General features: G+C 59.7%; 15 protein-coding genes. 3 read left to right on the top strand and 12 right to left on the bottom strand.

What is annotated here, in order from left to right; genetic code table 11:
- Positions 1 to 79: 79 nt before the first annotated feature.
- Together WD429_RS06005 and glnK are read right to left on the bottom strand one after the other, a co-directional pair.
- The gene (locus WD429_RS06005; protein ID WP_368421270.1) at positions 80 to 1,348 is read right to left on the bottom strand and encodes an ammonium transporter; all 1,269 of its coding nucleotides are present in this window, start codon (positions 1,346 to 1,348) and stop codon (positions 80 to 82) included.
- A gap of 70 nt (positions 1,349 to 1,418) precedes the next feature.
- Entirely contained in the window at positions 1,419 to 1,757 is a 339-nt protein-coding gene (gene glnK, locus WD429_RS06010) for a P-II family nitrogen regulator (protein WP_004578958.1), read from the bottom strand.
- A 401-nt stretch (positions 1,758 to 2,158) separates the two neighbouring features.
- Between glnK and WD429_RS06015 the strand changes: the two genes are divergently transcribed.
- From WD429_RS06015 to trmB, 3 genes are all read left to right on the top strand, one after another.
- Positions 2,159 to 2,413 carry an accessory factor UbiK family protein gene (locus WD429_RS06015; RefSeq protein ID WP_368421302.1) on the top strand — a complete coding sequence of 85 codons (255 nt, stop codon included), beginning with the start codon at positions 2,159 to 2,161 and terminating at the stop codon, positions 2,411 to 2,413.
- A gap of 42 nt (positions 2,414 to 2,455) precedes the next feature.
- Positions 2,456 to 3,979, top strand: a complete 1,524-nt coding sequence (locus WD429_RS06020) for a YifB family Mg chelatase-like AAA ATPase (protein WP_368421271.1) — start codon at positions 2,456 to 2,458, stop codon at positions 3,977 to 3,979.
- A gap of 74 nt (positions 3,980 to 4,053) precedes the next feature.
- The gene (trmB, locus tag WD429_RS06025; RefSeq protein ID WP_368421272.1) at positions 4,054 to 4,785 is read left to right on the top strand and encodes a tRNA (guanosine(46)-N7)-methyltransferase TrmB; all 732 of its coding nucleotides are present in this window, start codon (positions 4,054 to 4,056) and stop codon (positions 4,783 to 4,785) included.
- A 17-nt stretch (positions 4,786 to 4,802) separates the two neighbouring features.
- On the opposite strand, the gene WD429_RS06030 is transcribed toward trmB, so the two are convergent.
- The 10 genes from WD429_RS06030 to WD429_RS06075 form a co-directional block, all read right to left on the bottom strand.
- Positions 4,803 to 5,336: a hypothetical protein gene (locus tag WD429_RS06030; protein WP_368421273.1), complete on the bottom strand. Its 534-nt coding sequence runs from the start codon at positions 5,334 to 5,336 to the stop codon at positions 4,803 to 4,805.
- A complete protein-coding gene (gene hemW, locus WD429_RS06035) occupies positions 5,336 to 6,487 on the bottom strand; it encodes a radical SAM family heme chaperone HemW (protein ID WP_368421274.1) in 1,152 nt (383 codons plus the stop codon). Before hemW ends, WD429_RS06030 begins: the two co-directional genes overlap by 1 nt.
- Positions 6,484 to 7,101: an RdgB/HAM1 family non-canonical purine NTP pyrophosphatase gene (rdgB, locus tag WD429_RS06040; RefSeq protein ID WP_368421303.1), complete on the bottom strand. Its 618-nt coding sequence runs from the start codon at positions 7,099 to 7,101 to the stop codon at positions 6,484 to 6,486. Before rdgB ends, hemW begins: the two co-directional genes overlap by 4 nt.
- Positions 7,094 to 7,540 (bottom strand): DUF4426 domain-containing protein, encoded by a 447-nt coding sequence (locus WD429_RS06045; RefSeq protein ID WP_368421275.1) that lies wholly within the window; start codon positions 7,538 to 7,540, stop codon positions 7,094 to 7,096. Before WD429_RS06045 ends, rdgB begins: the two co-directional genes overlap by 8 nt.
- Entirely contained in the window at positions 7,537 to 8,142 is a 606-nt protein-coding gene (metW, locus tag WD429_RS06050; RefSeq protein ID WP_368421276.1) for a methionine biosynthesis protein MetW, read from the bottom strand. The genes WD429_RS06045 and metW overlap by 4 nt, the downstream gene beginning before the upstream one ends.
- Positions 8,139 to 9,287, bottom strand: a complete 1,149-nt coding sequence (locus WD429_RS06055) for a homoserine O-acetyltransferase (protein ID WP_368421277.1) — start codon at positions 9,285 to 9,287, stop codon at positions 8,139 to 8,141. The genes metW and WD429_RS06055 overlap by 4 nt, the downstream gene beginning before the upstream one ends.
- Before the next feature lie 120 nt (positions 9,288 to 9,407).
- Positions 9,408 to 11,372, bottom strand: coding sequence for a dynamin family protein (locus WD429_RS06060; RefSeq protein ID WP_368421278.1), 1,965 nt, complete (start codon positions 11,370 to 11,372; stop codon positions 9,408 to 9,410).
- A 243-nt stretch (positions 11,373 to 11,615) separates the two neighbouring features.
- Positions 11,616 to 12,197, bottom strand: coding sequence for a YggT family protein (locus tag WD429_RS06065; protein ID WP_368421279.1), 582 nt, complete (start codon positions 12,195 to 12,197; stop codon positions 11,616 to 11,618).
- Positions 12,198 to 12,219: 22 nt separating this feature from the next.
- Positions 12,220 to 13,053: a pyrroline-5-carboxylate reductase gene (gene proC, locus WD429_RS06070; RefSeq protein ID WP_368421280.1), complete on the bottom strand. Its 834-nt coding sequence runs from the start codon at positions 13,051 to 13,053 to the stop codon at positions 12,220 to 12,222.
- Between the two features lie 61 nt (positions 13,054 to 13,114).
- Positions 13,115 to 13,819: a YggS family pyridoxal phosphate-dependent enzyme gene (locus WD429_RS06075; RefSeq protein ID WP_368421281.1), complete on the bottom strand. Its 705-nt coding sequence runs from the start codon at positions 13,817 to 13,819 to the stop codon at positions 13,115 to 13,117.
- Positions 13,820 to 13,837: the final 18 nt, after the last annotated feature.

A 13,837-nucleotide genomic window follows, 5' to 3' on the forward strand; every position in this document is an offset into this window, starting at 1 on the left:
GAACTGAAAAGGGGCGCTCAATTGAGCGCCCCTTTTCAGTTCTGGTATTTCTCTTTCGGTATGTCTCTGTCGGCAACGATTACTTGCTGCTGACAAACTCCGGATAGGCTTCCATACCGCACTCGGAGAGATCCACGCCTTCGTATTCCTCTTCCTCGGACACGCGGATGCCAATAACCGCCTTGAGGATGCCCCAGACAATCAGGCTGGCACCGAAGACCCAGACGAAGATGGTGATAGCGCCGACAATCTGGCCGAAGAAGGTGGCATCACCGTTGGTGATTGGCACCAGCATCAGGCCCAGCAGACCACAGACACCATGGACGGAGATCGCGCCGACCGGATCGTCGATGCGCAGCTTGTCCATGGTGACGATGCTCAGTACCACCAGGATACCGCCGAGCGCGCCGAAGAGGGTCGCAACCAGGGCCGTCGGGGTGGAAGGTTCGGCCGTGATGGTGACCAGACCGGCCAGAGCGCCGTTCAGCAGCATGGTCAGGTCGGCCTTGCCGAACATCAGACGCGCCATGATCAGTGCGGCGATACCGCCACCCGCGGCAGCTGCGTTAGTGTTCAGGAACACCATGGCGACCGAGTGGGCACTGGCAACGTCGCCCAGCTTCAGCACCGAACCGCCGTTGAAGCCGAACCAGCCCATCCACAGGATGAACGTACCCAGAGTGGCCAGCGGCAGGTTGGCACCCGGGAAGGCGCGAATTTCGCCGTTCGGGCCGTACTTGCCTTTACGGGCACCCAGCAGAATAACGCCTGCCAGTGCCGCGGCGGCACCTGCCATGTGAACGATACCGGAGCCGGCAAAGTCACTGAAGCCGAGGTCGCCCAGAGTGTACATCCCGAAGACAGAGGCACTGCCCCAGGTCCAGGAACCTTCCATTGGGTAGATGAAACCGGTCATGACGACCGCGAAGACCAGGAAGGCCCACAGTTTCATGCGCTCAGCCACGGCACCGGAGACGATGGACATGGCCGTGGCAACAAACACCACCTGGAAGAAGAAGTCGGACGCACCTGAGTAGATGGAGCCGCCTTCGAAGCCGCCGTCACGGCTGCCGAACTCGCCCATCACGCCACCAACGTCGACATTGCCCATGCCCGACAGGAAGATGTTGCCACCGTACATAATGGCGTAGCCGCAAATCATGTACATGGTGCAGGAGACCGCAAACAGAGCGACATTTTTGGTCAGAATTTCAGTGGTGTTCTTGGCACGAACGAGACCGGATTCCAGCATGGCGAAGCCCGCTGCCATCCACATCACTAATGCGCCACACACCAGAAAATAAAAGGTGTCTATAGCATACTGCAGGTGAAAAATATTGCTTTCCATATGAAGCCCTCCGCACGAGGCTTTTCAGGTTATAAGTTTTTGCGTTGGCTATCGGGTATTCAGGCGGTTATCAGACCGCTTCTTCGCCGGTTTCGCCGGTTCGGATTCGAATGGCCTGTTCGAGTTCGGTGACAAAGATCTTGCCGTCACCGATCTTGCCGGTATTGGCCGCCTTGGTGATGGACTCAATGACCTGGTCCAGCAGGTTGTCGCCGATGGCGACTTCCACCTTGACCTTGGGGAGAAAATCCACCACGTATTCCGCGCCACGATAGAGCTCTGTGTGCCCCTTTTGCCGCCCGAAGCCTTTCACTTCGGTGACGGTAACGCCTTGCACGCCAATCTCGGATAGTGCCTCACGGACATCATCCAATTTGAAAGGCTTGATGATCGCTGTCACAAGTTTCATTGCTTTCTCCTTGGTAAAGCCGTCCCAACAGTGAGGGCCCATTGGCCGTTTGTGTTGAGGTCGGGATGCTGCCACCTCGCACACCAATTGTGCGGATTGCGTACAAGGCTTTTAGCATCGGGTGTGCCAACGCAAAAAAAATATTTTAATTCATACGGTTAAAAATAACCCGCTCCAGTTTGGAACATGATAGTGCACCAACATAGAGCAATGCCCTCCGCTGCGTGCCAAATTGGCGCACGGCAGGAGCTGTCCAGCGATACCATTATACTGCGGACGGGCAACAGTATGGCAGGGCCGGCGATGTGATACACTTTTGCGACGCAGATCGAGTTGCCAGAAGCATGGATCGATCCTGGAATTTGTCGTTGCCAGAGAGGCAATGTTGTGGAGGTGAAATGGTGAAAGGCCCACAGGATTTTTTTGCGCAGTTGCAGGGGCAGGTCGGCCAGTTTGTGCCCGATATGGCCCGGGCAGCCCGGGAAGATTTTGAAACCCAGGCCCGGGCGACAGTGATGTCTGTGCTTTCGCGCCTTGAACTGGTGACCCGTGAAGAGTTTGATGCACAGCAGGCCGTGCTGATGAAGACCCGGGAAAAAGTGGACGCACTGGAGAAGCGCGTGGCTGAGCTGGAGAGCCGGTTGCCCGAGAGCTGAATCCGTTCGCACAATGTAAGAATCTGACCAAGGAAGGTCGTCATGCTAGCTATTGTTCATTCCCGCGCCAGTATTGGCGTGTCGGCACCGCCGGTTACGGTCGAAGTGCACCTGTCCGGCGGACTGCCGGCGCTGTCGATTGTCGGACTTCCGGAAACCGGGGTCCGTGAAAGTAAAGAGCGGGTCAGAAGTGCCCTGCTGAACGCCGGTTTCGAATTCCCCGCCCGCCGCATTACCATCAATCTGGCCCCGGCCGACCTGCCCAAAGAAGGCGGACGCTTCGACCTGCCGATTGCTCTCGGCATTCTGGCCGCATCCGGACAGATTCCGGCCGCGAGCCTGGCCGCCTGTGAATTTGTGGGCGAATTATCTCTCGATGGCGCACTGCGGCCCCTCAAGGGTGTGTTACCGGCTGTGTTGGCGGCGCGTGCAGCGGGTCGTCGCCTGCTGGTTCCCCAGGAAAATGCATCGGAGGCGGCTCTGGCGAGTCGAAGTGACGTCCTGGCGGCCGCGCATGTGCTGACTGTCTGTGAGCATTTAAGTGGCCGCGCCACCTTGGTGCCGCTGCCGGCCGCGCCGCTCGACGATGCCGGCAACCCCGGCCCCGATCTGGCGGACGTTCAAGGCCAGAGCGTGCCCCGCAGAGCGCTCGAAGTCGCCGCTGCGGGCGCTCACAACCTGCTGCTTTTTGGCCCTCCCGGAACCGGGAAAAGCATGCTGGCAAGCCGTTTGCCGGGCATTCTGCCGCCGCTGACCACGGAGGCGGCGCTGGAGGTGGCCAGTGTGCATTCCGTCGCCGGGCTGGCGGAACGTCACGGCGGCTGGCGTCAGCCACCCTTTCGCTCGCCTCATCACACCGCGTCGGCGGTGGCCATGGTGGGCGGCGGCAGTAGCCCCCGGCCCGGTGAAATTTCCCTGGCTCATCAGGGCGTTCTGTTTCTCGATGAATTGCCCGAATTCGAACGCCGTGTGCTGGAGGTGCTACGGGAGCCCATGGAAAGTGGCGAAATCGCCATCAGTCGAGCGGCCCGGCAAGTCACTTTTCCGGCCCGGATCCAGGTGATCGGGGCAATGAATCCCTGCCCCTGCGGCTACAACGGCCATCCAACCATTGAATGCCAGTGCACGCCCCAGCAAGTCATGCGCTACCGAGGCAAAGTCTCTGGTCCTCTGTTAGATCGGTTCGACCTGCACGTCGAGGTGCCGGTACAGGGTGGCGATGTGTTGATGCAGCGTCAGGCCGATGGCGACGGCAGTGACGTGGTGCGGGCACGCGTCGCCGAGGCCCGAGATCGCCAGCTCCGGCGAGGGGCTATTAACGCCGCACTTGCCGGTGCTGACCTGCACACCCATTGCCGGCTGGACACTCAGGGCGAAGCGCTGCTGTCTGGCGCACTGGAAAAGCTCGGGCTCTCGGCGCGGGCCCTGCACCGGGTTCTGCGGGTGGCAAGAACGCTGGCGGATCTGGAGGGTTGTGAGTCCATCGCCAGCGGTCACCTGGTGGAGGCCTTGGGGTATCGCAAGCTGGACCGCCAGCAATCCCGCAACTCGTTGGTATCAACCTGACGCGGCTCACTCTGGTAAACTGTGGCCATACGACTTCAGAACCAGAATCCGCTGCCTGCGATTGAGGATGACCGATGACCGACGAAAAAGATCTGCCCCACGATGACCTGGCCCACGCGTCCCCGGTGACGACCCGACGTGGCATTCGCAGCTTCGTGCTGCGCCAGGGTCGCATGACCGAAGGGCAGAAGAAGGCCTATGAGCGAAGCTGGCCGATCAATGGCCTGACTCGTGAGCACGGCATGATTGATCCACGGCAAGTCTTCGGCCGCGATGCCATGCTCAACCTGGAAATCGGCTTTGGCATGGGCCGATCGCTGGCGGATATGGCGGAAGCGGCCCCGGAGCAGGATTTCATCGGTGTGGAAGTGCATCTGCCGGGGGTTGGGGCATTATTGAAAGACGTGGAAGACCGCAAGCTGGAGAACCTGCGAGTGTATTCCATTGACGCCAACGACGTGATCGACCTGTGCCTGCCCGACGCCTGCCTTGACCGGGTCATGGTGTTTTTCCCCGACCCCTGGCACAAAAAACGTCACCAAAAGCGTCGCCTGATCCAGCATGAATTCGTGCAGAGAATTCGCCACAAGCTGAGAGTCGGCGGCGTGTTGCACCTGGCGACGGACTGGGAGAACTACGCCGAACACATGATGGAGGTGATGAGCGAAGCCGAAGGCTTTGCCAATGCCCGGGAGCCGGGGCAGTTTTCACCGCGTCCGGACGACCGCCCCATCACCAAGTTCGAACAGCGTGGGGAGCGCCTGGGGCATGGGGTCTGGGACTTGCTCTTCCATCGCACTAACTGACACGCAGGCGCTGGGCGTTACTCATGTGCCAGTGGGTGGCGTCTCGCGGCGCGAATGATGACCAGGCCGGCGGCCCCCAGCATCAGTCCGGTGAATTTGGTCAGTGCACAGAGGGTCGCCGACAGGCTGAGGCTGTCGGTCGGCGGGTTAAGGTTGTTCAGCAACAGGATGTTTTCCAGCAGATCACCGATTCCGGCACCCACGAACAACGCTTTTACCCAACGTGCGACGTTGCGCTCCCGTACTCCGGGGCGATCACGCATCAAGTGGTTGGTCACCAGTAGCAACGTGAACACATAAGCCGGTACCAGCAGGAAATCGAGCCACAGCGAGGCATGCGCCCAGACCATGGCATCGCCGCGCCAGCTTCTGAGAATTGCCAGAGAATGGTCGGCGGTGGCCGCCAGTTGATAGCTGACAATACCCTGCGGTGCGGAGCCGGTCTGCAGCGGTTGGTTGATGATCAGCAGCGCAACCAGTAACAGGCTGGTGAAGATCACGCTACAGGTCAGGCCTTTAGGCAAAGATCGGATGGTGCGGGCAATGTCCATTACAGAAAACGCTCCAGCAAACTGTTCAGATACCGCTGGCCCAGGTCGGTCGCTTTGATCCGGTCGGGGGTCAGCAGGTTTTCCTTCCGTAGTTGGTTAAGTTTTACCGCAACTGTGCTCAGGGGTAAACCGGTTCGTGCACTGAACAGTGACTCATCCACGCCGTCCGTTAGGCGCAGGGCGTTCATCAGGAACTCCAGTGGCAGCTCTGCCGGCTCAATCGTCTCCGTCCCGGCGGTGCGACTACCAATACGATTCAGGTAGGCTGCCGGCTGCCGGGTTTTCCAGTAACGGCTTATCTCGCCGTGCCTGGTGATCTTGCCATGGGCACCCGCGCCCAGTGCCAGGTAGTCGCCGAAAGCCCAGTAGTTGACGTTGTGGCGTGAGGCCATGCCCGGGCGGCTCCAGGCAGAGACTTCGTAGTCCCGGTAGCCATGAGCGCGCAGGAAAGCGCTGCCCTGGCGGTAAATTTCCCAGAGGTGGTCGTCATCGGGCAGCGCCGGCGGTCGGCTGTAGAATTCGGTGTTGGGTTCGAGGGTAAGCTGGTACCACGACAGGTGGGGCGGCTGCCATTCCAGTGCGGTTTCCAGGTCGGCCAGAGCATTGGCCGGTGTCTGGCCGGGCAGGCCGTGCATCAGGTCCAGGTTGAAATTGTCAAATCCGGCCTGTTTTGCTGACCGGATGGCCTCTTGAGCGGCCTGGTCGTCATGGATGCGCCCCAGCACCTTCAGGTGGTCTGCGTTGAAACTTTGAATGCCCAGTGACAGGCGATTGATGCCGGCGTCACGAAACCCTTCAAATCGTCCCTGCTCCAGGGTGCCGGGATTGGCTTCCAGGGTAATTTCGGCGTCAGGCGCGAAATCCAGACGTAAACGCAACGCCTCAAACAGCCGCTGGTAAAACTCCGCTGACATCAAAGACGGCGTGCCGCCACCGATGAAGACCGTCTGGATACCCCGTTGCTGCACCAGGGGAAGATCCTGGTCCAGGTCCTCAAGCAGCGCGTTAAGGTAGTTGTTTTCGGGAATCTCACCACTCAGCGCATGGGAGTTAAAGTCACAGTACGGGCACTTGCGAACACACCAGGGCATATGGAGGTAGAGGCTGAGCGGGGGGAGTGCTGCCTCTGCGAGAGTGGGGGCCGTGTTCACGGCGGGCTGGCTCCCGCCTCCAGTTGTGCGAGCAACAGGTCAAGCGCCCGCCCTCGATGGCTGATTCGGCCTTTTTGTTCGCGCGTCAGCTCAGCGGCACTGCCACCGGTTTCCGGTACCCCGAATACGGGGTCGTAGCCGAAGCCGCCGTCGCCCCGGGTGGCTTTCAGGATGCTGCCTGGCCAGACGCCATGGCAGATGATCGGTGTGGGATCGTCGGCGTGGCGGAGGTACACCAGCACGCAATGGAACTGTGCGCCCCGTTGATCCTCCGGCACTTCGGCCAGGGCGCTCAGCAGAGCTTCGACGTTGTCGCTGTCGGAGGCGTGGTTCCCGGCATAGCGCGCCGACCGAACCCCCGGTGCACCGTCTAGCGCGTCAACCGCCAGGCCGGAATCGTCTGCCAGTGCCGGTAGGCCGGTTTCCCGGGCAGCGTGGCGCGCCTTGAGTAGGGCGTTTTCCACAAAGGTGACAGCGGGTTCTTCGGCTTCACTGACCCCGAGCTCACCCTGGGCGATAGGCTGCAGTCCCAGCGGAGCGAGCAATTCGTTCAACTCGGCGATTTTGCCCTTGTTGTTGCTGGCAATAACCAGCTTGCGGTTGCTATCAGTCATCATCGTTGAACAACGTGTGGGCGAATCGAATGGGAAGGTCTTTACCGCTGCCGGTGGGGCGCGCGGTGATCTGGAACGTCATCAGTTCAGCAGAGCGATACTGGTATTGGGCAATGAAGTACACGGCATCACCTTCCTGAATACGGCGAAAGGCGAGAAATTTGACTTGCTGAATATCGTTCAGCGCTTTGCCTTCCACCTGCCCGGAGACCGGTTCGAGCCCACCGTTTTCGCCTTCGCGCATGATCGCAATGTTGATGATGCCGATGCTTTGGCTGCGGTTCAAGTTGTTGGCCTGGGCGACCTCGGCACTCAGAAAAGTGCTGGGGAACACGCTGTAGTGAACCTCGAAGTCGCCGAAACTCTTGGTGCCTGCCTGAGTGCTCAGCGTTATCAGACAAAGCAAGGCCACTCCAATGAAGTGCTTGAGGGTGCTCATTGTGGATTCTCCCGTGTGATGCGGTAAATGGCGATCTCTCCCAACATGTTCGGCCACAGCCGGGCAAGCCAGTTGTTCTGATGTTGCCCGTCGACCACCCGCCGGCTCTTGATGCGGATGTTTTTCTGCCGGCACAGGGCTTCAAAATCCTTGAAGGTGCAGAGGCGGATATTGGGGGTGTTATACCATTTATACGGCAGTGCCTCGGATTCGGGCATGCGCCCTTTCAGAGTCAGGCCCCAGCGCAGTCGCCAGTGGGCAAAGTTGGGGAAGGTGACAATGCCTTCCCGGCCAACCCGCAGCATTTCATCGAGCACCATGTCCGGGCGGCGGACCGCCTGTAGCGCCTGGGTCATCAGTACGGTGTCGAAGGTCTGATCCTCGAAGTTGCCCAGGCCCTGGGTGTCCAGGTTCTGCTCAATGACGGAAACGCCACGCCCCATGCAGGTGGTGATGTGGTCGGGGTTGATCTCAAGGCCAAAACCGCTGGCACCGCGTTCCCGCTGCAGAAAGTCGAGCAGGGTGCCGTCGCCGCACCCGAGGTCGAGCACCCGGTGGCCTGGCTGCACCCACTGTTGAATGATTTCGAGATCCAGTCTCATGCTCCGACCTCCCTGGCGACACGGTCCATGTAGGCGGTAAAGATGTCGGTGTATCGCGGCGTCGGAATCAGGAACGCGTCGTGCCCCCAGGGCGCATCGATTTCCGCGTAGCTGACCCGTTTGCGGGCGGCAATCATCGCGTTCACCATTTCTTCCGAACGAGCCGGGGTGAAGCGCCAGTCGGTGCTGAATGACAGCACCAGAAACTCGCAAGTCGCCGCGGCCAGCGCCTTCGACAGGTCGCCGCCGAATTCGTAGGCGGGGTCAAAGTAATCCAGTGCCCGGGTCATCAGCAGGTAGGTATTGGCGTCGAAGACTTCCGAGAAGCGTTCGCCCTGGTAGCGCAGGTAGCTTTCCACTTGAAATTCGGCGTCGTAGCCGAACTTGTAGGCCTGGTCCCGCAGTTCACGCCCGAATTTCTCACCCATCGACGCATCGGACAGATAAGTGATGTGGCCAACCATTCGCGCCAACATCAGGCCGCGCCGGGGAAGCGTTTCAACGTCGAGGTAGCGGCCGTCGTGGAACTCGCGATCGGAGGTGATGGCTTGCCGGGCAACTTCGTTGAATGCGATGTTCTGGGCGGTCAGGCGTGGCGTGCAAGCGATGGCTACGGCGTGTTTCAGCCGATCCGGGTAATCAAGGCTCCACTGCAGCGCCTGCATGCCCCCGAGGGAGCCGCCAACCACCGCGGCCCAGCAATCAATGCCAAGGCGGTCGGCCAGCAATGCCTGGCTCTGCACCCAGTCGCTGACGGTGATCACCGGGAAATCGGGGCCGTAGCGCTGACCGGTCGCCGGGTTGACGCTGCTGGGGCCACTGCTGCCATGGCAGCCGCCCAGGTTGTTCAGGCTGACCACGAAGAAGCGGTTGGTGTCGATGGGTTTGCCGGGGCCTATACAGCTGTCCCACCAGCCTGGCTTGCGTTCCTCGGGCGAGTGATACCCGGCCGCGTGGTGGTGGCCGCTCAGGGCATGGCAGATCAGTACCGCATTGCTGGCCTCGGTGTTCAGTTCGCCGTAGGTTTCGACCACCAGGTCGTAGTTTTCCAGCGTTTGCCCACACGCCAGGGTGATGGGCGCATCAAAATGTAGGGTCTGCGGGGTGACTATTCCGACAGAATCCGTTGGCAGGGAATCGGGCATCGGCGCGACAGGTTCCTGGGTCAGTCAGTGAAAGTCTGGAACAACGCAGGGTGAGCGGTTGCCAGCCCAGCAGTTTAAAGGCCGACCCCGGCGGCTGCAACCGCCGGATGATCCGGTGCCTCAGACGGCACCGGATATGTTAACGACTTTCTGCTGAATCATCGTGGGTGCGGGCATGCGAATCTGGCGCTGCATGGCGTCGGTCAGCTCAAGCTGACGGCTCAGATCGCTGATGGTGTTTTGCAGTCGCTCCCGTTCTGCACGGCTGTCACGGTCATTGCGCACCCTGTCCCGCAGGCGGCGAACCTGGTGTTCCAGCAGCTGTTTCTGTTCCATGGAATACTGCATGATGGGCAGCAGTGCTTCCGACGGCCAACGCTCGACATCGGTGCGGGTGCGCTGATGCAGGGTGCGGGCCTCGTTGACCATCACCTTGAAGAACCGGCGCACCAGTACGGACTGCTCGGTCAGCAGATTCTTCGGATTGATGCGGAAGCGCTTCGCCTTTTTGCGCAGTTCACGCACGGCGATGACATGACGCCCGGAGCGCAGAGGGATCGGCTCCAGGTGGCGCGCCCGGGTGTCTTCGTTGTAGCGCCGGTAGATTGCACCCACCATTTTTTCCGCCAGCCGCCCCTCACTCATCAGGTTATTGAGGTCGCTTTCCAGCAATTCAAAGAAATGGTCCATGCTGCGGTTCATGCCGGAGGTCGTCCAGCTTTTGGACATCTTCTTGCGAATTTTGTCAGCGTGGTTTTCAAACCGGTCTTCGCTTACCAGCTGTTTCAGCATTTCGCCCTGGGACTCCATCAGGCGGCGGCTGGAGCGCAGGGTGATCAACTTTTTGTAGTAGAAGTCGTAGTCTTTCTGAGCCCGGTCCGCGAGGCGGCGTAGCGCGGCTTTGTCCATGGTGGCACCGGAACAGGCGTCCAACTCTTCCTCCAGGGCGTCCAGCCGGGTCTGCATGGCAGCCTGGCTGTTCTGCAACATACCCAGGAGATCATTGATCAGGCTCTGGGTGATCAGTTGCTCCTTGTGCATCAGAATGCGCTGGATGATCAGTTTTTCCAGTTGCCCAAGGTTGGAGCGCTCGAACAGGTCATTGTTGTCTTTGACCCTGGCCACCAGCCCCTGTTTGGCCGACAGGGGAATGACATCGCCATGGCGGATGCCCAGGTGATCCGCCGTGTACCGGCGGACTTTTTCGATGGCGTCGAGCGTATGCTGCTCACCCTGAAGGTCATCCCAGAGTACGTCGATTTTGTTGAGTACGGCGAACCGACCGGCGCGATGGTCGGCGTGTTGGGTGTCGATGTGCTCTTTCCAGATCGTCATGTCGCTGGCGGTCACGCCGGTGTCGGCACTGAGCAGGAAAATAACCGCGTGAGCGCGAGGCAGCATGCTGATGGTCAGTTCCGGCTCGGAGCCCAGCGCATTAAGCCCTGGCGTATCAAGAATGCGCAGGCCCCGCTCAAACAGTGGGTGGCGGATGCTGATCTGGGCATTTCGCCACGCCGGTACCAGTACATTGCCGGGCTGGTTGTGATCGTGCTCCAGCATGTCCTCTTCAAAGCCCAGCTCGCGAGCTTCACCGCGGGTGACACTTTTGACGCGCGCCACTTCCGCGAGTACTTCCCGCATGATATCCGGGTTGCGTTCGTCGAGGTCGTGCTTGACCCAGCGTTCCGGCTGCCTGCGAAGATCCTGAAGCGAGAAGTCACCGGTGCGGGTTTCGATGGGCAGCAACAGCAGGTAATTGGCGTTGGCGGTGCGGTCGAAAAACAGCTCAGTCGGGCACATGGTGGTCCGGCCGGCCTGGGAAGGCAGCATGCGCTGGCCGTATTCGGAGAAGAACAGCGCGTTGATCAGCTCGGTTTTGCCCCGGGAATATTCACCCACGAACGCAATGGTCAGCTCGTCCTCAATCAACAATTCCAGGCCATGCCGGATACGTCCACTGACATCCTCTGAGAACAGGTCGTTGTCCTGTAACCACAAGCGATAGCGGCCAATCTGACGGATCAGTTCCTTTTTCCAGTTGTGGTAGGCCTCTAGCTGCTGCGACAGAGTTCCTTGTTTGTTCATCGGAATTTCCTTCTGCGCGACTTCCGGGTAACGGTTTCAATAGCGTTCATTGAGTGAACTTCGGGCAAGTTATCGGTAATAGTAACGTAACTGGCGGATATTTCTTCGCCGGGGCGAACAGGTGTGTGTAGCAGAACGTCAGATTTGGTCAAAAAAGGCCGCCGAATCAGAGAGATGAAACGGCGGCCCGGGTGTGATGCTTTGGGTTGAAAAATGTTACTGATTGTAGTCTTGCGACAGGGGTTACATTCCCGCCAGCGCGCCCATGCCTGCGCCTATCTTCATGTGGTCGATCACCACCGACACCACGTTCAGAATCAGGAATACAACGATGGGGGAGAGGTCCAGCCCGCCGAGAGACGGCATGACATTGCGCACCGGGCGCATCACCGGCTCAGTAATCTGGGCCACCAGCTGGATCGCCGGGTGGTTGCTGCCTGGCGCAATCCAGCTGACTACAACCACCGCAATCACGGACCAGAAGTAGATTTTAACGATCAGGTCGAGCACGTTAAGCACTGCCCAAACCAGCAATGTCAGCGGGTTGATGCTGGGAATACCGCCACTCATGGCGATCAGAATCAGGAAAAACGCCAGTGCCTGAATGAGCACCGCCAGCACCAGCGCCGCACCGTCGATGCCGCCCCAGCCAGGGATAATGCGCCGTAATGGCCGCAGCAGCGGGTTGGTGGCTTTTACCGCAAACTGGGAAATCGGGTTGTAGAAATCCGCCTTCGCCAGTTGCAGCAGGAATCGCAGCAGCACGATGGTCATGTAGAACGTCGAGGCGATGAGCAGAATAGTGATCAGAATGTCTGGCAGCATGAAGCCGTGTCTCCGTTATCGATTACTGTTTGCCGGCCAGTTCTTTGGCCATGTCTTCAGAGCGTGAAAACGCCGCGGAATAGGCTTTCTTCACCAACGCCCGTAATCCACCATCCTCGAAGGTATGAATGGCGCGCTCGGTGGTGCCTCCTGGAGACATCACGTTGCGTTTCAGTTGGGCGGGCTCGTGTTCGCTGCGGCCGGCCATTTCGGCGGCCCCGGCCATGGTCTGAATCGCCAGCTTGCGGGCGGTCGCAGATTCAATGCCGGCCTCGGTAGCGGCTTCCTCCAGTGCTTCGAGCATCAGGAAAAAGTAGGCCGGGCCGCTGCCAGACAGCGCGGTTACCGCGTGCAATAAGCGCTCTTCATCCACCCAAAGGGCAGATCCAATGCTGCTGAATACGGTTTCCACCACCTGCTTCTGTTTGTCAGAGACCTGTGCGTTGGCAAACAGGCCGGCAGCCCCCTTGCCAACGAGAGACGGGGTGTTAGGCATGACCCGGACCAGCGGCAGCCCGCCGCCGAGCCATTCGTCCAGCGTCTCCGCTTCCAGCCCCGCCGCAATGGAAACCATCAACGGCCGGGTGTTCTGTACCACCGGTGCAATGTCCCGGCACACATCGGCCATAACCTGAGGCTTCACCGCCAGAATCACCATGTCGGCCTGCTGAGCGCAGTAGCGGTTGTCGGTGGTGACACTGACCCCGAAACGCTTGCGGATGGCTTGCAGGTGGTCATCATCGGGAGCGCTGACCCAGATATTGGCTCCTTTGAAGCCGTTGTCCAGCATGCCACCAATGATGGCGCTGGCCATGTTTCCAGCTCCGATAAACGAAATGGTTGGTGAGGTGCTCAAAGTTCACTCCAGTGTTGATCTGTCATTGATCCGGCCCCGATGGTAACAGGAATGGACGCGTTCAGCTCTTGGCCGGTCGGCTACCGAAAAGCGCGGTGCCGACACGGACCCAGGTTGCCCCTTCCCCGATGGCCATTTCGAGGTCTGCGGACATGCCCATGGAGAGCGTGTCCAGCGGCCCGGCCTCCGGGCAATGCTGACGCAGTTCTGTCAGGGCATTGGTTAGTGTGCGGAAGCTGGTGCGCAGTTCGGACTCAGGCTGGTCAGGATCGGGAATCGCCATCAGCCCCCGTAAAGACAGATTGGGCAAGTTGCCGATAGCTGTGGTCAGCCCCTCCAGGTCATCCAGGGTGCAACCGGCCTTGCTGTTCTCACCGTTAATGTTTACCTGCAGGCAGATGTTGAGGGGCGGCAGGTGGGTGTCCCGTTGCTCGCTGAGCCTATGCGCAATTTTCAGGCGGTCAACGCTGTGCACCCAACTAAAAGCCGAGGCAATCTGGCGGGTTTTGTTGGATTGAATGGGGCCGATAAAGTGCCAGTCGACGCCAGCCAGATCTGTTAGCGCAGCCTGCTTATCCAGAGCCTCTTGCAGGTAATTCTCGCCAAAGGCCGTTTGCCCGGCCGTTACGGCCTGGCGTACTTCATCGGCAGTGCGTGTCTTGCTGACTGCCAACAGGCGCACGGAATCGGGTGCTCGTCCCGCCCGCAGTGTTGCTTTTTGTATGCGTCGGGTTACGCTCCCGATGTTGTCTGCTATGCTGCTCATACTGTGAGTTTGCCGCTT

Source organism: Marinobacter sp. (assembly GCF_040904845.1).
Lineage (GTDB): Bacteria > Pseudomonadota > Gammaproteobacteria > Pseudomonadales > Oleiphilaceae > Marinobacter.

Bases quoted from the DNA above. Each gene is read 5' to 3' on its own strand.
- WD429_RS06055 (WP_368421277.1), bottom strand. From the start codon at position 9,287: ATGCCCGATTCCCTGCCAACGGATTCTGTCGGAATAGTCACCCCGCAG.
- glnK (WP_004578958.1), bottom strand. From the start codon at position 1,757: ATGAAACTTGTGACAGCGATCATCAAGCCTTTCAAATTGGATGATGTC.
- WD429_RS06030 (WP_368421273.1), bottom strand. From the start codon at position 5,336: ATGGACATTGCCCGCACCATCCGATCTTTGCCTAAAGGCCTGACCTGT.
- metW (WP_368421276.1), bottom strand. From the start codon at position 8,142: ATGAGACTGGATCTCGAAATCATTCAACAGTGGGTGCAGCCAGGCCAC.
- trmB (WP_368421272.1), top strand. From the start codon at position 4,054: ATGACCGACGAAAAAGATCTGCCCCACGATGACCTGGCCCACGCGTCC.
- WD429_RS06075 (WP_368421281.1), bottom strand. From the start codon at position 13,819: ATGAGCAGCATAGCAGACAACATCGGGAGCGTAACCCGACGCATACAA.
- WD429_RS06045 (WP_368421275.1), bottom strand. From the start codon at position 7,540: ATGAGCACCCTCAAGCACTTCATTGGAGTGGCCTTGCTTTGTCTGATA.
- WD429_RS06065 (WP_368421279.1), bottom strand. From the start codon at position 12,197: ATGCTGCCAGACATTCTGATCACTATTCTGCTCATCGCCTCGACGTTC.
- WD429_RS06060 (WP_368421278.1), bottom strand. From the start codon at position 11,372: ATGAACAAACAAGGAACTCTGTCGCAGCAGCTAGAGGCCTACCACAAC.
- rdgB (WP_368421303.1), bottom strand. From the start codon at position 7,101: ATGACTGATAGCAACCGCAAGCTGGTTATTGCCAGCAACAACAAGGGC.
- WD429_RS06005 (WP_368421270.1), bottom strand. From the start codon at position 1,348: ATGGAAAGCAATATTTTTCACCTGCAGTATGCTATAGACACCTTTTAT.
- WD429_RS06020 (WP_368421271.1), top strand. From the start codon at position 2,456: ATGCTAGCTATTGTTCATTCCCGCGCCAGTATTGGCGTGTCGGCACCG.